14 protein-coding genes, 1 tRNA gene and 1 other RNA gene are annotated in these 19,026 nt (G+C 67.9%); 3 read left to right on the plus strand and 13 right to left on the minus strand.

Going from position 1 to position 19,026, the window contains the following annotated elements; genetic code table 11:
- Positions 1 to 103 precede the first annotated feature (103 nt).
- The 11 genes from ACZ5YA_RS14110 to ACZ5YA_RS14160 all read right to left on the minus strand — a co-directional run bounded on the left by ACZ5YA_RS14110 (position 104) and on the right by ACZ5YA_RS14160 (position 14,594).
- Entirely contained in the window at positions 104 to 913 is an 810-nt protein-coding gene (locus tag ACZ5YA_RS14110; RefSeq protein ID WP_059380174.1) for an ABC transporter ATP-binding protein, read from the minus strand.
- Positions 906 to 1,946 carry an ABC transporter substrate-binding protein gene (locus tag ACZ5YA_RS14115; protein WP_054451384.1) on the minus strand — a complete coding sequence of 347 codons (1,041 nt, stop codon included), beginning with the start codon at positions 1,944 to 1,946 and terminating at the stop codon, positions 906 to 908. Before ACZ5YA_RS14115 ends, ACZ5YA_RS14110 begins: the two co-directional genes overlap by 8 nt.
- 11 nt (positions 1,947 to 1,957) lie before the next feature.
- Positions 1,958 to 3,217: a CaiB/BaiF CoA transferase family protein gene (locus ACZ5YA_RS14120; protein ID WP_059380175.1), complete on the minus strand. Its 1,260-nt coding sequence runs from the start codon at positions 3,215 to 3,217 to the stop codon at positions 1,958 to 1,960.
- 70 nt (positions 3,218 to 3,287) lie between these two features.
- Entirely contained in the window at positions 3,288 to 3,896 is a 609-nt protein-coding gene (recR, locus tag ACZ5YA_RS14125) for a recombination mediator RecR (RefSeq protein ID WP_059380176.1), read from the minus strand.
- Between the two features lie 19 nt (positions 3,897 to 3,915).
- Entirely contained in the window at positions 3,916 to 4,242 is a 327-nt protein-coding gene (locus ACZ5YA_RS14130) for a YbaB/EbfC family nucleoid-associated protein (protein WP_013395612.1), read from the minus strand.
- Between the two features lie 45 nt (positions 4,243 to 4,287).
- Complete coding sequence (locus ACZ5YA_RS14135; protein WP_464092674.1) at positions 4,288 to 6,462, minus strand: DNA polymerase III subunit gamma/tau; 2,175 nt, start codon at positions 6,460 to 6,462, stop codon at positions 4,288 to 4,290.
- A gap of 213 nt (positions 6,463 to 6,675) precedes the next feature.
- Positions 6,676 to 6,773, minus strand: an RNA gene (gene ffs, locus ACZ5YA_RS14140) — signal recognition particle sRNA small type.
- Positions 6,774 to 7,017: 244 nt separating this feature from the next.
- Positions 7,018 to 10,467: a UvrD-helicase domain-containing protein gene (locus ACZ5YA_RS14145; protein WP_464092675.1), complete on the minus strand. Its 3,450-nt coding sequence runs from the start codon at positions 10,465 to 10,467 to the stop codon at positions 7,018 to 7,020.
- A gap of 3 nt (positions 10,468 to 10,470) precedes the next feature.
- Positions 10,471 to 13,134: a PD-(D/E)XK nuclease family protein gene (locus tag ACZ5YA_RS14150; RefSeq protein ID WP_464092676.1), complete on the minus strand. Its 2,664-nt coding sequence runs from the start codon at positions 13,132 to 13,134 to the stop codon at positions 10,471 to 10,473.
- Between the two features lie 88 nt (positions 13,135 to 13,222).
- A complete protein-coding gene (locus ACZ5YA_RS14155; protein ID WP_464092677.1) occupies positions 13,223 to 13,387 on the minus strand; it encodes a hypothetical protein in 165 nt (54 codons plus the stop codon).
- Positions 13,388 to 13,394: 7 nt separating this feature from the next.
- Positions 13,395 to 14,594, minus strand: coding sequence for an MFS transporter (locus ACZ5YA_RS14160; RefSeq protein ID WP_059380180.1), 1,200 nt, complete (start codon positions 14,592 to 14,594; stop codon positions 13,395 to 13,397).
- Positions 14,595 to 14,903: 309 nt separating this feature from the next.
- Here ACZ5YA_RS14160 and ACZ5YA_RS14165 point away from each other — a divergent pair.
- Both ACZ5YA_RS14165 and pbpG read left to right on the plus strand, forming a co-directional pair.
- Positions 14,904 to 14,978: transfer RNA gene (locus ACZ5YA_RS14165), tRNA-Arg, on the plus strand.
- Between the two features lie 374 nt (positions 14,979 to 15,352).
- Complete coding sequence (pbpG, locus tag ACZ5YA_RS14170) at positions 15,353 to 16,549, plus strand: D-alanyl-D-alanine endopeptidase (protein ID WP_059380181.1); 1,197 nt, start codon at positions 15,353 to 15,355, stop codon at positions 16,547 to 16,549.
- A gap of 93 nt (positions 16,550 to 16,642) precedes the next feature.
- On the opposite strand, the gene ACZ5YA_RS14175 is transcribed toward pbpG, so the two are convergent.
- Positions 16,643 to 17,029, minus strand: coding sequence for a ribbon-helix-helix domain-containing protein (locus ACZ5YA_RS14175; protein WP_464092678.1), 387 nt, complete (start codon positions 17,027 to 17,029; stop codon positions 16,643 to 16,645).
- 224 nt (positions 17,030 to 17,253) lie between these two features.
- Between ACZ5YA_RS14175 and adhP the strand changes: the two genes are divergently transcribed.
- Positions 17,254 to 18,279: an alcohol dehydrogenase AdhP gene (adhP, locus tag ACZ5YA_RS14180; protein ID WP_054451403.1), complete on the plus strand. Its 1,026-nt coding sequence runs from the start codon at positions 17,254 to 17,256 to the stop codon at positions 18,277 to 18,279.
- 69 nt (positions 18,280 to 18,348) lie between these two features.
- On the opposite strand, the gene ACZ5YA_RS14185 is transcribed toward adhP, so the two are convergent.
- Positions 18,349 to 18,927 carry a DJ-1/PfpI family protein gene (locus ACZ5YA_RS14185; protein ID WP_054451405.1) on the minus strand — a complete coding sequence of 193 codons (579 nt, stop codon included), beginning with the start codon at positions 18,925 to 18,927 and terminating at the stop codon, positions 18,349 to 18,351.
- Positions 18,928 to 19,026 lie beyond the last annotated feature (99 nt).

Consider the following 19,026-nt stretch of genomic DNA (forward strand, 5'->3'; position numbering starts at 1 on the left):
GCATACGCCAAGCCCGGCCGCCGCGGATCCGGCTTCGCCGGTCCGCCTGCGGCGCCCCCTTGAGGGGGAAGCGCCAAAGGCGCTTCGGGGGTGGGCCTCATCTTTAGGCTCGCTTCTGTTGGGCGTAGCCCTTTAGGACTTCTTCGCGCAACACTCCCCAGATGGCGGAGTGCAATTCGACGAAGCGCGGATGCGTGCGCACTTCGGCCACGTCGCGCGGACGCGGCAGGTCGATGGCGAATTCGCCGATGGGGTGCGTGCCCGGCCCGGCCGACAGCACCACCACGCGATCGCTCATGGCGATGGCCTCGTCCAGGTCGTGCGTGATGAAGAGCACGGCCTTGCGCTTGGCCATCCACAGGTCCAGGACCTCGTTCTCCATGAGCTGGCGCGTCTGGATATCCAGCGCCGAGAACGGCTCGTCCATCAGGATGATGTCGGGATCGCGGATCAGCGTCTGCGCCAGCATCGTGCGTTTGCGCATGCCGCCCGACATCTGGTGCGGATAGCGGCTTTCGAAGCCGCCCAGGCCCACGCGGCGCATCCATTCGCGGCCGCGCTCCAGCGCCTGCTGCCGAGGCACGCCGGCAAAGTCCAGGCCCGCCACCACGTTGTCCAGCGCGCTGCGCCAGGGCAGCAGGGCCTCGCCCTGGAACATGTAGCCGGCGCGCTCATTGATGCCGGATAGCGGCTGTCCGAACACCTTCACGCTGCCCGAGGACGGCGCCAACAGGCCGGCGCTGACGTTGAGCAGGGTGGACTTGCCGCATCCGGTCGGGCCCACCACCGACACGAACTCCCCTGGCGCGATGGCCAGGGTCGTGTCGCTGACGGCGGTGTAGCGCTGCGAGCGGTCGTCGCGGGAGACAAAGGTGCAGCTGATGCTTTCCAGCGACAGCGCAGCTTCAGCCATTGGGGTACTTCTCGTTGGCGCGGCGCGCGTAGTCGTTGGTCCAGACCTTGGACGGGTCGATCTTGGAACCATCAAAGTCCGCCTGGTAGGCGGCCAGCGCCTTGAGCGCGGTGGCCGCGCCATCCTCGGGGATCAGGCCGTCCGGCGACAGGCCTTCCAGGCTCTTGGCGATGGCGGCCTTGTAGACGGCCGGATCGCCCAGCAGATAGGTTTCCGGCACGACCTTGGCGATTTCGTCGGCGCCAGCCTTCTGGATCCACTTGTCGGCGCGCACCAGCGCATTGGCCAGGGCCTGGGTGGTGTTGGGGTTGGCATCGAGGAAGGCTTGCGGGGCATACAGGCAGCCCGCCGGCATGTTGCCGCCGAAGATTTCCTTGGTGTCCTTGAGCGTGCGCGTGTCGACGATGATCTGGATGTCGCCCGGCATTTCCAGCATCGACACCACGGGGTCGGTGTTGGAGATGGCGTCGATCTGGCCGCTGCGCAGCGCGGTCACGGCGCCCGCGCCGGCGCCTACGCCGATGATGGACACGTCCGAGGCCTTCAGGCCGTGCTTGGCCAGGAAGAAGCTGACCACCATGTTGGTGGACGAACCCGGCGCGGTCACGCCGATCTTCTTGCCCTTCAGGTCGGCGGCGCTCTTGTAGTTGGGCAGGTTCTTCTTGGACACGCCCACGCCTATCATCGGCGCGCGGCCCTGCAGCACGAAGGCGCGATAGGCCTGGCCCTTGGACTGCATGGACAAGGTGTGCTCGAACGCGCCCGACACGATGTCGGCGCTGCCGCCCACCACGGCCTGCAAGGCCTTGGAGCCACCCGCGAAGTCGGCGATGCTGACGTCCAGCCCTTCGTCCTTGAAGTAGCCGCGGGCTTCCGCGATGGACAGGGGGAGATAGTAGATCAGCGGCTTGCCGCCGACTGCGATCTGGACCTTGGTCTTCTCCAGCTTCTGCGCGCGCACGATGGCGGGCGCCATGCCCATGACGCCGGCGGCGCCGGCCATCTTGAGCAGATCACGGCGAGTGACTGACATGTGCTTGTCTCCTAGTTGTCGGGCAGACCGATAGCGCCGGTCTTTGCCAGCTCTTCTATAGCCGCTGAATCATACCCCAGCGATTTCAGGACTTCCTCGGTATGTTCCCCTAATACGGGGCCCACCCAGCGCGTCTCGCCAGGCGTCTCCGACAGCTTGGGCACGACGGCCGGCAGCTTGACCGGCGTGCCGTCCGGGAAGCGGTGCTGCTCTATCATGCGGCGCGCCAGGAACTGCGGATCGCTGAACATGTCGGCCACGCTGTAGATCTTGCCCACCGGCACGTCCGCGCCCTTCAGTGCGCCCAGCGCCTCTTCGATGCCGCGCGCGCCGCACCATTGCTGGATGGCGCCGTCGATCTCGTCGACGCGTTTGGCGCGGCCGTCGTTGCGCACCAGTCCCGGATCCGTGGCCAGGTCGTCGCGGCCGATGGCGCGCATCAGCCGATGGAAGATCGCGTCGCCGTTGCCGGCGATGACGATGTTCTGCCCATCGCGGGTGGTGTAGGTATTCGAAGGCACGATGCCGGGCAGCGCGCCGCCGGTGCGCTCGCGCACCACGCCGGCCACGTCGTACTCGGGCACCAGGCTTTCCATCATGTTGAACACGGCCTCGTACAGCGCCACGTCCACCATCTGGCCCTGCCCCGCCTGGCACTCCGCGCCCTGCTTGCCGTTCCAGCGCCCGCCGGTGGCGTCGCGGTGCCGCAGCGCCATCATCGCGCCGATCACGCCGTGCAGCGCGGCGATCGAATCGCCGATGGAGATGCCCACGCGCAGGGGCGGCCGGTCGGGATGGCCCGACACGTAACGCAGCCCGCCCATGGATTCGCCGATGGCGCCGAAACCCGGCTGGTCCTTCATGGGTCCGGTCTGCCCATAGCCGGACAGGCGCACCATGATGAGCGCGGGGTTGATCGCGCGCAGCTGCTCGTAGCCCAGCCCCCACTTTTCCAGCACGCCAGGCCGGTAGTTCTCGACCACCACGTCGGCGTCCAGCGCCAGCTTGCGGGCGATGTCGCGTGCGCGTGGATCTTTCAGGTTGAGAGCGATGGATTGCTTGTTGCGGGCCTGCACCGTCCACCAGAGAGAGTTGCCCTCGCGCAGATGGCGCCAGCTGCGGATGGGATCGCCGCCGCCCGTGCCGTCAGGCCCGTGGGGCGTTTCCACCTTGATGACGTCGGCGCCGAATTCGCCGAAGATGCGCGCGGCGAACGGGCCGGCAATGAGCGTGCCGAGTTCCAGGACCTTCAGTCCGGTCAGCGCTGACATGGTTTGTCTACCTCACTGTTTTGCCGTTGCCGATACATTGCCGGCAAGGCGTTCTGGTACTACTGCGGAATCAGGTGGTCTTGCGCTCCATCAGGGCCCAGGCGATGGTGCCGGCGTCGACGTATTCCAGCTCGCTGCCGGCGGGCACGCCGCGCGCCAGCCGCGTGACCCGCAGACCGCGCTCGCCCAGCGCTTCGCCCAGGAAGTGGGCGGTGGTTTCGCCTTCGGCGGTGAAGTTGGTGGCCAGGATGACCTCCTGCACCACGCCGTCGGTCGCGCGCTTGATCACCCGCTCGAAATCCAGCTCGCGCGGACCGATCCCTTCGAGCGGCGCGACGCGGCCCATCAGCACGTAATACAGGCCGCGATAGCCGTGGCTGGACTCAATCATGTTCTGATCGGCCGGCGTCTCGACGATGCACAGCAGCGAGGGATCGCGTTTGGGATTGACGCAGGTGCCGCAGACTTCCTCTTCCGAGAAGCTGTTGCAGCGGGCGCAATGCTTCAGGTCCCGCACGGCACCCGCCAACGCCTGCCCCAGCATGTCCGCGCCTTGCGGGTCATGCTGCAGCAGGTGATAGGCCATGCGCCGGGCAGAGCGCACGCCCACGCCGGGCAGGCGCCGCAGCGCCTCGATCAGCGAGACGAGCGGCTCGGGTTCAGGCAGTAGCGGGTCCATTGCGGCCTTGGGGCTGCGTTCAGAACGGCAGCTTCATGCCCGGGGGCAGCGGCATGCCGGCGGTGACCGAGGCCATCTTTTCCTGCGAGGTGGCTTCGGCCTTGCGCAGCGCGTCGTTGAACGCGGCGGCGACCAGGTCTTCCAGCATGTCCTTGTCGTCGCCCAGCAGCGACGGATCGATGGCCACGCGCTTGACGTCGTGGCGGCAGGTCATGGTGACCTTGACCAGGCCGCCGCCGGAGGCGCCTTCGACCTGGATGTCGGCCAGCGCGTCCTGCGCCTTCTTCATGTTTTCCTGCATTTGCTGCGCCTGGCGCATCAGGCCGGCCAGTTGTCCTTTCATCATGATCGATGCTTCCTTGAACGAGGGGAATGAGAGATGGCCGCCGCTTCAGGCAGCGGCGGCCGGGGAATCGACGTGGCGGATCGAGCCGGCGACGACCTGGCCGCCGAAATCGGCGACGAGCGCCTGTACGAACGGGTCGACCGCGACCGCCTCTTCGGCGGCCTGCTGGCGGGCGGCGCGTTCGGCCTGGGCCACGGCATGCGCCGTCGCCTCGCCCGTCACGCCGACCTCGACGTCCAGCCGTATGCCCTGGCCGAAATGTTCGCACAACACCGTCTGCAGACGGACGCGGCTTTCGCTTTCGGCCAGCGTCTTGACGGCCACGCGCAGGATGACGGCATCGCCCTGCACGCCGGCCCATGCGCTCTGGCGCGCCAGTTCCGCCGCCAGGCCGGTGACCGGCAGGCGGGCGGCCAGCTCGGGCCAGGTTTCCGACGTCATGTCCGTCAGGCGGGCGCGCGACGACTGCCGCTTGCGCGCGGGCGCCGGACCTTCGCGGCGGGCCGCGGGGGGCGGCGCGGCCGAAGGCGCGCTGGCCAGGGTTTCGAAATCATCGTCGTCGGGGTCCGACGTAAAACCATTGTCCGGTGCGAAGCCGCCTTCGGCTTCGAACGGGATTTCTTCGTCGACCCAGGCGGGCGGGCCGTCGCCGTCATCGGCTTGCGGCGCGGGCGCGATGGCTGCGGCGGTGGCAGGCGTGACGGCCAGCGCAGCCGAGCCGGCGGTCTTGCCTGCTTCGGCTTCAGACACGGCCGGCGCAGCGGCCGGCAGGTCTTCCCAAGGCGGCACGCTGCCTGGCTGAGCGGCTTGCGGAGCTTGTTCCGGCGCAACCGGTTCGGGTTCCGCAGCGGCCGGAGCCGGTTCGGACGCCTGCGCGACGGCTGCAGGCGCGGCGGGTTCGACCGGCTCGGATGCCTGCGCGGCCACGGGCGGCGCGGGCATCGCGGCGGCGGGGGCGAGCTGCGCGGCGGGCGCCGCAACCGGTGCGGCTGCGGCAGCCATCTGAACGGCTGCGGGGGCGGGCTGGGACTGCGCCGCGGCGGGCGCAGGCGCGGCGACTGCCGCCGCCGCTGCGGCCGCATCGGCCGTCTGGCGGGCCGGCGCGGCGGGCGCTTCGAGCGCGGTCTGCGGGCCGGCGTCGCCATTGAGCGCCAGCATGCGCAGGCAGGCCATGATGAAACCCGCGTATTCGTCGGGCGCCAGGGTCAGTTCGCTGCGGCTGTGCACCGCCACGGAATAGAACAGTTGCACGGCGTCCGGGTGCAGGGCCAGCGCCAGCCGGGCGATATCGCCGGCCAGCGGATCCTCGGCGGGCGTCACGCCGCGCACGCGCTGCTCGATGGCCACGCGCGACAGCAGCACGGCCAGGTCGGCCAAGGCGCCGGCATAGGACAGGCCGCGGATGGCCAGTTCATCCGCCACCGCCAGCACGCCCTTGGCGTCGCCGGCGGACAGCGCATCCAGCAGGCGCACCAGATGCCGCTGGTCGATGGTGCCGAGCATGCCGCGCACGGCGTCCTCGGTCAGGTTGCCGGCGCTGTAGGCGATGGCCTGGTCGGTCAGCGACAGCGCGTCGCGCATGGAACCCGCGGCCGCCTGCCCGATCAGCCGCAGGGCCGGCACGTCGAAGCCCACCGCTTCCTGGCCGAGCACGGCCTGCAGGTGGCCGACGATGGAGTCGGCCGGCATCTGTTTCAGATTGAACTGCAAGCAGCGCGACAGCACCGTCACCGGAATCTTCTGCGGGTCGGTGGTCGCGAGGATGAACTTGACGTGCGGCGGCGGCTCTTCCAGCGTCTTGAGCATGGCGTTGAACGCATGCCCGGTCAGCATGTGGACTTCGTCGATCATGTAGACCTTGAAGCGCCCCGCTCCCGGCGCGTACACCGCCTGTTCCAGCAGCTGCGTCATTTCCTCGACGCCGCGGTTCGAAGCCGCATCCAGTTCGAGGTAGTCGACGAAACGTCCGGCATCGATCTCCGTGCAGGCGCGACAGACGCCGCAAGGCTTGGAGGTGATGCCGGTTTCGCAGTTGAGCGACTTCGCCAGGATGCGCGACAGCGTGGTCTTGCCGACGCCGCGGGTTCCCGTGAACAGCCAGGCGTGATGCAGGCGTTGGGTGTCGAGCGCATGCGTCAGCGCGCGCACCACGTGATCCTGTCCCACGAGGGTATCGAACGATCTCGGCCGCCACTTGCGGGCCAGTACCAGATAAGTCATGGGTGGATTGTAGAGCCTGTTTCGCAAGCTGGCCCGAAATGGCCGGTCCAGCTGCCGGGGTTCGGCGCGGCGCATGGCATCCATGCTCCGCGCGGCCTGAAACGCAAAGGGGACGGGCTTATTCCCGTGGAACGTATCCTTGGAAAATAACCCCGTCCCCCTTGAAAGCGACGACATCATGGATAGTCATGACGCGTTGCTTTGAAGAATCCGGTTGGCGAGCCTTACTCCGGCACTGACCCTAAACGACTATGGCTGCTTCGTTCCCGACCTGACCAGGTTCACCGCCGAACCATGCGGAGGGGCCCGCCAGCCGAGATTCTAGCAGAGCTGCGCTTCGCTTGCTTGCTAGCATCTCGGCCGGCGGGCCCCAGGGGGCAGTATGTGGGCCCCCTCCCCAGCCCTCCCCCCGAGGGGGAGGGGGTTGGGACGTCGCTTCGCTGGTCCTTTTGGCTCGCTTCGCTTTGCCTTGCTGGGGTTGTTGCGCGGCGCTTTGCTTGCTTGATGCCCACCCTGAACTACCCGGTTGTGTTGCCTCTGTCGACTTCCCTTCAGCTATTCCTTCAAGTCGATCCAGGCGTGTGCTCTTGGGAAGTAGAGGGCGGCGCGGGCGGTGCGGCCGTCCAGGGCGGTGACTTGGGCGCAGTAGCGCAGCAGTTGGTCGCCGTGGCGCTGGCGCATGCGGGCGGCGAAAGCGGTGGGGGGTTCGCCGGGATGCGGGCGGCCGGTTTTGTAGTCGACGATGAGCCAGCCGTCCTCGGTGCTGAGGGCAAGGTCGATGACGGATACCTTGCCGGCGGCGTCGATCAGGGGCCATTCGCGGCGGGCGCCGGATTGGGACAGCAGCCACAGGCCGCGCTCGTCGGCGAGGGTGGCTTGCAGGGTTTCGAGCACGGCTTCGGAGGCGGCGTCGGCCTGGCTGGCCGGGATGCCTGCGCGCGTCAGCTGGCGCCGCATGGCGGGCAGGCGTTCGGCCAGCGCGTCGGCGGACCAGGCCTGCACGCCGTCCTGGCCGATGCGCGCCAGCCAGGCATGCGACAAGGTGCCGATGGCGGCGTCGTAGCCGGCCTCCAATTGCCAGGCGGGATGTTCACCGCCATCGCCCCAGGCGCCGCGCGCCGCGGCGCCGAAGCCGGGGCTGACCGCTACGTCCGCCACCCGCGCCAGTTGAGCCAGGCCGACGCGGTCCACGCGCCGCAAGGGTTCGCCTTGCCACTCGGGGCCGTCGGCCTCCTGCACTACCGCTGCGCCATCCAACGATGGCGGCGTCGGTATGGCCAGGCAAGGCCACAAGCGGCCCAGCAGGCTGGCGGAGGACGGCGTCTTGACCTGGCCGCTGGCTTCGTCCACCGACACGTGGCCCACGAGGTGCAGGCGCTTGCGCGCCCGCGTCGCGGCCACGTACAGCAGGCGGTCGATTTCGTAGGAGGCGCGGCGCGCCTCGCGCGCGCCCAGGTAGCGCGACAGGGGATCGGCCTCGGTTTCGGCGCGCGGCTTGACCGGGCCGAACAGCACGCGGCCGCCGCTCTGCTCAAAGCGCACCAGCGGCGCCTGGTCGCCGCGCGGCGCGCGGTGCAGGCCGTACAGGATGACGGTTTCGAACTGCAGGCCCTTGGACTTGTGCATGGTCATGATTTCGACCGCGCCCGTGTCTTCGTCCGCCGCGTCCGGCGCCGCGAACAAGCGCGCGATGCCGGTGTCGAGCGCCGCGACGTCGATGGCGCCGTGCGGCGCCAGGCGCTCGACCAGTTGGAACAGGCTTTCCGCGTCGTTGGCGACAGAGAGGCCGGCATACAGAGCCGGGCCGCCCAGGCGGCGCCACAACGACTCCACCCAGGCCGCGAAAGGCATGGCGCCCGAGGCATTGCGCTTGTCGAGCAGGATGCCCGCCACCTGACGCAAGCGCTCGAACTCGTCGGCGCCAAGTACGCTCTGCGCCGACGGCGTGTCCGGCGCTTCGGGCGCCGCATCGAACAATGAGCCCTGCGGCCCGTTGGCCGAGGCCACCGGCATGGTCTGCGGCGGGATCCGCAACGCGCGTTCCAGCAGCACCGGAACCGGCGTGATGTGGTCATCGCCGAACAGGCGCTGCAAAGAGGTCAGCGTCAAGCCACAGTACGGCGCGCGCAGCACCGACAGCCAGGCCAGACGATCGCCGGCGTGCGACAAGGCCCGCACCAGCTGCACCAGGTCCGCCACCACCGGTCGCAGGGCCAGCGGCACCAGGTCCACTGCGCGGCAGCGTATGCCTTCCTGCGCCAGGCGGCGGGTCAGGTTGCCCAGATGGCTGCGCGCCCGCACCAGCACGGCGACGGGGTGCTTGGCGCCCTTGTGGTCGATCAGCGCCTGGCGCACCAGGTCCACCGCAATGTCTTCGGCCTGCGTTTCCGCGGAAGCCGCGCCCTCGCGCGACCAGGCCGGGTGAAAACGCACGGCGGGTTCCGGCAGCGCTTCATGGAAAGCGGTGGACGGGCTGTAGGCGATGGCGCCCGCCGCCGCGTCGCTGCGCCGGGGCAGCAATTGCGCAAACGACTGATTGACCCATTCGACGATCCCCGCCTGCGAGCGGAAGTTGTCGGTGAGGTTGAGAAAGTCCGGCTGCAGTTCGCCCACGCCGATGTCGGCGACTTCCAGGAACAGGCCCACTTCCGCCTTGCGGAAACGGTAGATGGACTGCATCGGATCGCCCACCAGGAACAGGCTGCGGCCGTCGCCCTGCTGCCAGCCCGAGGTCAGCGTGCGCAGCAGGTCCAGCTGGGTCTGGCTTGTGTCCTGGAATTCGTCGATGAGCAGATGGCGGATCGAGGCGTCCAGCTTCAGCAGCAGTTCGCCCGGATCGTCGGCGCTGCCCAGCGCGGCCGCGGCGCGCTGCGCGATTTCGATGAAATCGACCTCGCCCGTATCGGCAAAGCGCAGCCGCAATTGCGCCACCGCCAGCGCCAGCGTCATCAGCTGCGCGCCCAGCACTTCCCATTGCGCATCGGTGAAATGCGGCGCGGGCACGTCCCGCACCGCATGCAGGCGGCGCACCCAGACTGCATCCGGGTCGGCGGCTTCCAGCCACGCCACGAACGGTTCCTTATGCGCGCACTTGGCGGGAAAGCCCTGGTTCTTGTTGACGGTCTTGCGCAAGGTGCCGGTGCCTGTCAGCAGCAGATGCGCCACGGCTTGCCAGAGTTCCAGCGCTTCGGCGTCAGGCGGCGGCTCTTCCGTCCAGTCCAGCAAGGCCAGCAGCTTGTTTTCCGCCTCTCCATCCTGCAGATTGGCGGCAGCCAGACGCGCCGGGCCGCACAGCGCGTCGGCCCAGCCATAGGGCATGGCCTCGCTGAGCGCGTCCAGGTCTTCGCCGATGGCCTCGGCCAGCATGGCTTCCATGCCCTCGCGGTCGGAGCCGTGGCGCAGCAGCGGCAGCCACTGGTCGCGTTGGCCCAGCATGTCGGCGATGGCTTCCTTGGCGGCCTGCACGTCCACGTCCAAATGCTTGAGCAGGATGCGCACGGCCTCGTAGTCGTCGGCGAGGTCCAGGGTGGCGCGCGCCGCCGCCTCGTAGTGGGTGCGCGCATCATCCGTGATCTCGGGCATGCCGCCCAGCTCCGACAGCCATGGCATGCTGCGCACCAGACCCGCGCAGAACGAGTCGATGGTGCGGATGGCCAGCCGCGCCGGATGATCCAGCAGATGCCAGCCCTGCTCGTCGTTGCGCGCCAGCGCGGCGCGCGCGAGTTGCCAGCTGCGGCGCTCGTGCATGGCTTCCGGCGGCGCGTCCAGTCCGCGGCGCAGCTTGCTCAGCACGCGCGCATGCATCTCGGACGCGGCCTTGCGCGTGAAGGTGATGGCGACGATTTCTTCCGGACGGTTCACCGTGGCCAGCAGCGCCAGGATGCGGTCCGTCAGCAGCTCGGTCTTGCCGGAGCCAGCCGGCGCCTGCACCAGGAACGAACGGGTCGGATCCAGCGCGTCGGCGCGCGCCATGTGGTCGTGCGGCAAGCGTTCTTGTTCAGCCATGGCTCATGCGTCCTCGTCGTCCAGATGCAAACGCAGGAACGGCAGTGCATCGCAATATTTCAGGTCATCGCGGCGATACGCGACGTTGGCCGCGTAGCCCGCGGCGTACTCGTCGGCCAGCGCTTCGATGGCCGTGCGCCAGCGCTGCCGGATATCCGGCCAGGACAGCCCGTCGAAGTACTTGCTGTCGCTGGCCAGCGTGACGCCGGGCACGCCCAGGTCTTCGTCGGCCAGGCCCTGCGCGGCGACCTGCCGCGCATGGATCTGCGCCAGCACCAGGCCCGCCACTTCGCCGCCCGCGGCGTCCGCCAGCACCGAGGCATAGAACGGCAGCTGCACGTTCACGGGGCGGCTGCGCGACCAGTCCGGTTCGGGCTTGGCCGCCGCCACGCCGGTCTTGTAGTCGACGATGACGTTGCGGCCATCGCCGAGGGTGTCGATGCGGTCCAGCCGCAGCTTCAGGTTGAGCGCGCCGCGCTGCCATTGATGGTTCTTTTCCACCTGGGCCACCGCGAAAGGCAGGCGCTGCGCTTCCATGTCCAGCCAGGACGCCAGCACGACCTGGGCGCGCTGGCATTCCAGCGTGCGCAAGGCGGGCGCGTAATCTTTCAGTTCCTCGTCCGCGGCTTGCGCCACCGCCTGTTCCAGCAAGGCAGGCAGGCGGCCCTCGGCCATGACTTCGTGCAGTGCGTCCTGGTCGGGCATCATGCCCCACACCAGTTCCAGCGCCTTGTGCAGAAACTGGCCGCGCACGTTGACCGTGGCCGCATCCGCATAGGGCGCCATTTCGCGGCCGCCCAGGCGATGCCGCACGAAGGCCCACAGCGGATTGCGCGCCTGCGTGTCCAGCACGTCCAGGCCGCCGCCGCCGCGATTGCCGGCCGCCAACGCGGGTCCTTGCGCATCGTCCAGCGATTCCTGCGGCAAGGCCGGCAGCGCTTGCGCCGAGGCGGGCGCCCAGTCCGTCAGCGCTGCCGCCGCGATCAGCGGCGACGGACGCAGCTCGCGCTCGCCGTCCATGTGCGCATGGCTGACGATGATCTCGGGCGCGCAACGGCACAACGCCGCGTACATGCCCTCGGCCCATTCGCGTTCGCGCTCGGGCGTGGCGCGCGGCGCCTTGGCCTGGCGCAACACGGCCAGCGGCAACAGCGGATTGGGCTTGGGCGAGGCCGGCAACACGTCGTCGGTCAAGCCCAACACCCAGACGCCGTCCCAATAGCCGCCCTCGGCTTCCAGCAAACCCAGCACGTCCAGGCGCGCCTGCGGATCGCGTTGCGGCTGAAACGAGGCGGAACGCGCCACGCTTTCCAGCAGGTTCACGGCGGCCACGCCGCCCAGGCGCCCGGCGGCCGGCGCCAGCGCCGAAAAACTGCCCAGCGCATCGCCCAACGCCCCCATCACCTGATAGCCAACGCTGTCCAGCACGCCTTCGCCGGGAAAGCCCAACGCCATCAGCGCGGCCTTCATGCGCAACATCCACACGTCGCAAGTGGCCTGGCGGCCGCCCTGCGTCCAGATTTCCATGGCCTGATTCCAGGCCTGCGCCAACGCGGGCAGGTCCGCCAGCAGCTTGCGCCAATCCTGCGGTGTGACGTGCAGCTGGGCTTGGCGACGCCAGCGCGCGTCGATCGAGGCCAGCCGAGCGCGGTCGCGCACGTCGCCCGCGCAATGCCCGCCCAGCAGGGCCGCGCCCAGCACCTCGACGCCGCAGCCCTTGCCCGGCGCGCATTCGGCCAGGGCGCGCAACCAGGCAAGCGCGGCGCGCGCCATCGGCCATTCATTCAACGGACGTCCCACGGCCACGTTGAAGGCGTACGCGGCTTCGCCGCCGCGCCCGGCCAGGGCCTGGCTCAACACCCGCCGCGCGAAAGGCGACTCCGCCTCCAGCTGGGGCGAGACGATGGCGTAGCGGCCCTGCGGATGCGCCTTCAGGCGCTCGGCCGCCCAGGCCGCGGCGGCGCGCCACTCCGCGCCTTGATCCGCAGCCTCGAATCTGCGCGCCGGCGTTTCAACGCGCTGCGCGTCGCGCCACTGCGCGACGGCCACGCCCTGCTCTTCAAACGCCTGCAAGAGCCGACGAAAGCGCGGCGACATATCCGTGAATCCGGCCAGCACCAGTTGGCGCGGCACGGGCAGGCGTCCGTCCTCCAGCGCCCGCAGCACGCGCGCGTAGCCCTGGTTGGCGTCCTCGGCGTCGATGCCGGCCAGCGCCTGACGGTAACGCACCCGCCATTTCGCAAAGCCTCGATATTCGTCGGTATCCGCGCCCGAAGGCACATGCAGCTGCCATTCGTCCATCAGCAGGTCCGCGTCCATCGACAAACGCGCGGCCTGGCTCGCATCCAGCAGCACGCGCTCGGCTTCTTCAGCGCGGATCGCCTCGGTCCACACCAGCTGCGTGGCGAAACTGTCCAGCCGATAGGCAGGCACATCGCCATCCGTCTCGAACGCGAGTTCATTGGCCGCATCGGCCAGCCAGGCGGACAGCGGCAATATGCGCGGCAATTCGCTGACCTGGCGTTCCTGGCGCAGCAGGCCCGCCAGCTCCAGCGTGAGCCGGCGCGACAGGCGGTTGTTCACCGTCAGCACCAGCGTATCGGCGGCAGGCATGCCGCCGATGTCCGGCAGCGATAAATCGGGATAGGAGGGCGATGAGTCCTGCATGGGCATCCGTGGCGCCCGCCCGCGGGCGGCGCGCGATGAGGGAAGAAATACCGCCGTAGGATACCGCGAGGCCGAGCGGAAAAAGTCCCTAGAAGCCGCAGAGCGCGGCCAGGTTTTCCCAGTGGATCTGCATTTCCGGCGTGGTGTAGCCCCAGAACGCCAGGCCCAGGACGGCAACCAGGGCCAGCGCGCCAGCCGCGCGCCAAGCGCGATGGCGGCGGGCGGCGGATGCGGAGCGAGTCGCAGGGTTCATGGACGTCTCAGGCCGTGGCCGGCTGGGCAACCGGCTGCTCGCGCACCGGCAGGCACAGCAGCGCCGCGATAATGGCCAGCGCCACGCCCAGCCACCAGACGGCATCGTAGTTGCCGGTCTTGGCGTAGGCATATCCACCCAGCCACACGCCGATGAAACTGCCCAGCTGGTGTCCCAGGAAGACGATGCCGGACAGCGTGGCCGCATAGCGCAGGCCGTAGATCTGGCCGATCAGCCCCTGCGTGAGCGGCACGGTCCCCAGCCAGAACAAGCCCATCCACGCGGCGAAGGCGTACAGCACCCAAGGCGACAGCGGCATCCAGAGCAACAGCAGGATGCCGAAGGCGCGCATGCCGTACACCACGGCGAGGAGCCGCTTCTTGCTGTACTTGCCGCCCAGCTTGCCGGCATAGAACGAACCCAGCACGTTGAACAGGCCGATCAGCGCAATGGCGGTCGCGCCCTGCCCCGCGCTCAGGCCGCCGTCCGTGACATAGGCGGGCAGGTGCAGCGTGATGAAAGCGGTGTGGAAGCCGCAGACGAAATAGCTCCAGAACAGGAAATGGAACGAGGGGTGGCGCACCGCCTGCTTGACCGCCGAGGCCAGCGACTGCTGCGGCCCGGTGTGGGCTTGCGGACGACCGCGCAGGAAATACGCCAGGGGCGCGCCGCAAGCGACGAACAGCGACAGCACCCACAATGCGCCCGGCCAGTCCAGGCCGCTGATCAGCACCTGCCCCGTGGGCACCACGGCGAACTGCCCCAGGGAACCGCCAGCGCTGGCGATGCCCATCGCCGTGCTGCGGTAGGCGGGCGGCACCGCGCGCGCCACAACGGGCAGGATCACCGGAAAGGTCGTGCCGGCCTGTCCCAGCCCGACCAGCACGCCGGCGGTCAGATAGAGCGTGGCTTCATCGGTGGCGAAGCGCGTGCCTATCATGCCCAGCATGTACAGCACCGCGCCCAGGGCGATGGTGCGGCCCGAACCGTAGCGGTCGGCCAGGATGCCCATGAAGATACAGGCCACGCCCCACACCAGGTTCTGCAGCGCGAAGGCCATGGAGAACACTTCGCGTCCCCAGCCCTGCGCCAGCCCCATCGGCTGCATGAAGAGCCCGAAGGTGGCGCGCACCCCCATCGCGAGCAGCACCACCAGCGTGCCCACGATCAGGGTACGGGTGAAATTCGTATCGGTTTGGTTAGACATGAAACCCGTTTTTCGTTGTTTTGGTTCGCCGCCCCCTCCACGGGACGGTCCGGCGCGCAGCGCAGGACCCGGACATCATATACAAATAGCCTCCGCGCTCCGGCAATAGCCCCGTTGGGCGCCGGGTCCGGCGGGCCGGGTTGCGGACAGCGGATTTGGGGCTTGCGCCGCCTGCTGATAGACTTGCGTCCTGCGCCGAAGCCCGTGCCCCCAGTGATAAACTCAGGGCCGAAAGATTCGTAGCGATATCAAGGCCTTAGCAAGCAAACGCGGTCACTCGACCGGCCTTGCCGCCTGATCAGCAATAGTCTCGCCGTAGTTAAATGGATATAACCGGCCCCTCCTAAGGGTCAATTGGTGGTTCGATTCCACCCGGCGAGGCCATCTCTGGCGTCGGTTCCGACGCCTTCCTTCCCAGCCCCCCCTATCCGCCCGAAGCCTTGCCCTTTGTGAGCACGTCTTGTCCTGATCTGCCCATGGACAAAAACCTCGCGCGTTCAGCCAGATGAGGGTTAATCCGGGCTACGCTCACGCGCGGCCTGCCGTTAGCTTCTCGAACTTGTCTTGTGACGAATTGAAGCTGCGTCAATACGTCACCATTATTTTTTTGGACGATGATAGCAAATCGCCTTGCGCACAACTTGAAATTGCTGTTTAAATTCGACGCGTAAGCCTCTAATTCATCTGGACTTTTTCTGGCCCGACGAAACGCCGGCTTAAGAAACATTTACTGACAGACTGACAAGCCAGCTCAAACCATGGCATTTCCCTGGAAACGTGCGATTGCGAACGCGATAGCGCCTGTGGCGCTGGCGGTGTGCGCGCTCCTGCCCCCCGCCGCGCAAGCCGCGAAGAATACGGACCCTTGCAAGACCAACGCCAAGTCGTCGGCCTGCAAGGCGCAACAAGCGAAGAAGGCTCCGGCCCCCAAGGCCAGCTCCGGCAAGAGCGCCTCGGGCAAACAAGCCGCCTCCTCCGCGAAAACTCCCCCCAAATCCTCCTCCGGCAAGAAAGCAGCCGCCCCCAAGGGCGGCAAGCAGGTCGCCGCCAAGGGCACGCCGCCCAAGAAGGGCGCGGCCGCCGGCAAGAGCGGCAAGCCGAACAAGCCGTCGCGCGCGCAACGTGCCGCCGCTGCTGCCGCGGTCGGTTCGGCCGCCATGCCGCCGCCCGCCTCCTCGGTGCGCGCCGAAGCCGCCGCCCTGCGTTCCACTACCGCCTATGTGCAGGATCTGGAAACGTCCACGGTCATCTTCGCCAAGAACGAAAACGTGGTGCGCCCCATCGCTTCGATCTCGAAGCTGATGACCGCGGTCGTCGTGGTCGACGCCAATCTGCCCATGAACGAAATGCTGGAGATCACCGACGAAGACGTCGACGGCCTCAAGCACACCACCTCGCGTCTGCGCGTGGGCACCAAGCTGTCGCGCGGCGACATGCTGCACCTGGCGCTGATGTCGTCCGAAAACCGCGCCGCCAACGCGCTGGGCCGCCACTATCCGGGCGGCCTGCCCGCCTTCGTGGCCGCCATGAACGCCAAGGCGCAGGCGCTGGGCATGACCAGCACCCGCTTCATCGAGCCCACCGGCCTGTCCAGCGACAACGTCTCGTCGCCGCACGATCTGGCCCGACTGCTGCGCGCCGCCTCCCAGCGCCCGCTGATCCACCGCTACTCCACCGATACCGAGTACGACGTCGAGGTCAACAACCGCACGCAGACCTTCCGCAACACCAACCTGCTGGTGCGCAAGCCCGACTGGGACATCAAGGTGTCCAAGACCGGCTACATCAACGAAGCGGGCGAATGCCTGGTCATGCTGGCCCGCATCAACGGCCGCGACCTGGCCATCGTGCTGCTGGATTCGCAGGGCAAGCTCTCCCGCATCGGCGATGCGGTGCGCATCCGCCGCATCGTGCAGAACGAAGTGGCGATGGCGTCGATCCAGTCTGGCGGCTGAACACCCGCCGCGCTACGCTGCCACATGAGCAAAGGGCCCGAAAAATTCGGGCCCTTTGCTTTTTGGCGCCGCGGCGGCGTCAGTGTTGGCGGCCTACGCGGCCTTGCGTTTGGGGCGCAGGGGCTGGGCGTCGTACAGCGTGGGCGGCAGGCCTTCCAGCACTACCTGCGGGTTGAGCGAACGGATCGGCACGGCCGCGTCCAAGGGGATTCGGCCCTCTGCCTGCAGCAGTTGGTAGCGCAGGCAGCACACGCGCAGGAATGAGGTGAAATTGGCGGCCTCGCCGCGATACTCGATCAGTTCGTCGTACAGACGTTCGATCAGCTGCGTCACGCGCATGCCGTCGCGGCCGGCGATTTCTTCCAATACCTGCCAGAACAGCTGTTCCAGTCTCAGGCTGGTAGCCACGCCATGCAGCCGCAGCGAACGGGTTTCGGGCGCGTAGGACTGCTCGCTGGCGCGGATGAAGATTTCACACATGGGAGCTCCTGGAACTCGGGACTGGGCCTGGGGCCTGGGCCGGGATGCCTACGGCTGACTGTACGCCGTTTGCCGCGGCCCGGGCAAGCTGCGCGAGGCCGGCCTCTTTCTGCAACCACACGTTTCCGGCATCGGCGGGCAGCCCCCTCGGTTGATATAAATCATGGTCGGGAAAGCGTCCACGTTCGAGCATAAGGAATCTTGATCAGACTTCGGAGGCAGTGATGGATAAAACCATGAAAGCAGCGGTTGCACGAGCATTCGGCAAGCCCCTGGCAATCGAAGAAGTCGCGGTGCCGCGCCCGGGTCCGGGCGAATTGCTGGTAAAGATAGAAGCCTGCGGGGTCTGCCACACCGACCTGCACGCGGTCGAAGGCGACTGGCCCGTCAAGCCCAACCCGCCCTTCATTCCCGGCCACGAAGGCGTCGGCCATGTGGTTGCGGTGGGCGCGGGCGTGACCCATGTGAAGGAAGGCGACCGCGTCGGCATTCCCTGGCTGTATTCCGCCTGCGGGCATTGCGAGCATTGCCTGGGCGGCTGGGAAACGCTGTGCGAAACGCAGAAGAACGCCGGCTACTCCGTGAACGGCGGCTTTGCCGAATACGCGCTGGCTGATGCCAACTACGTGGGCCTGCTGCCCAAGAACGTCGGTTTCGTCGAGGTAGCGCCCGTGCTGTGCGCCGGCGTGACCGTGTACAAGGGCCTGAAGATGACGGACACCCGTCCGGGCAACTGGGTGGTGATTTCCGGCATCGGCGGATTGGGCCACATGGCGGTGCAGTACGCCAAGGCCATGGGCCTGAACGTCGCGGCTGTGGACATCGACGACGCCAAGCTGGACTTCGCCCGCCGCTTGGGCGCCGAGGTCACCGTCAACGCCAAGACCACCGACCCGGCCGCCTACCTCAAGCGCGAGATCGGCGGCGCGCACGGCGCGCTGATCACGGCGGTATCGCCCAAGGCCTTCGAGCAGGCGCTGGGCATGGTGCGCCGCGGCGGCACGGTGGCGCTTAACGGTCTGCCGCCGGGCGACTTCCCGCTGTCGATCTTCGACATGGTGCTCAATGGCGTCACCGTGCGCGGCTCCATCGTGGGCTCGCGCCTGGACCTGCAGGAATCGCTGCAGTTTGCCGAAGAGGGCAAGGTGCACGCCACCGTCGCCACCGAAAGCCTGGAGAACATCAACGACGTGTTCGACCGCATGCGGCGCGGCCAGATCGAAGGCCGCATCGTGCTCGATTTCGCCTGATATCCAAGCCGCAAGAAAAAAGCGCCAGGGCCGCAAGCTTGCGGCCCTGGCGCTTTGTGGCTTTGAAGATCAGGGCGTGATCTTCGTGCCCAGCACCGCCAGGAATTGCGACATCCAGGCCGGGTGCGCGGGCCAGGCCGGCGCCGTCACCAGATTGCCGTCGGTGTAGGCCTGGTCGATGCCGATCTCGGCATAGGTGCCGCCCGCCAGGCGCACTTCCGGGGCGCACGCCGGATAGGCGGAGCAGGTGCGGCCCTTCAGGATCCCGGCCGCGGCCAGCAGTTGCGCGCCGTGGCAGACCGCCGCGATGGGCTTGCCGGCCTTGTCGAAGGCGCGCACGATGTCCAGCACCTTTTCGTTCAGCCGCAGATACTCCGGCGCGCGGCCGCCCGGAATCACCAGGCCGTCGTAGGACGACGGCTCGACGCGGTCAAAGTCATAGTTCAGCGCGAAATTGTGGCCGCGCTTTTCGGTGTAGGTCTGTGCGCCTTCGAAGTCATGGATCGCGGTGGCGATGGTGTCGCCCGCTTTCTTGTCCGGGCATACCGCGTGCACCGTGTGCCCCACCGTCAGCAGGGTCTGGTACGGCACCATGGTCTCGTAGTCTTCGGCGTAGTCGCCGACCAGCATCAACAGTCGCTTGCTCATGTTTGTCTCCCAGGGATGGCGGAAAGCCGGTTCGGGCCACGTGGCCGGGTTCCGGTTCTTGATCTACGCCCCTATTGTGACGCCGCCATCGGCCAGGGT

Source organism: Achromobacter sp. JCM 18799 (genome assembly GCF_055395645.1).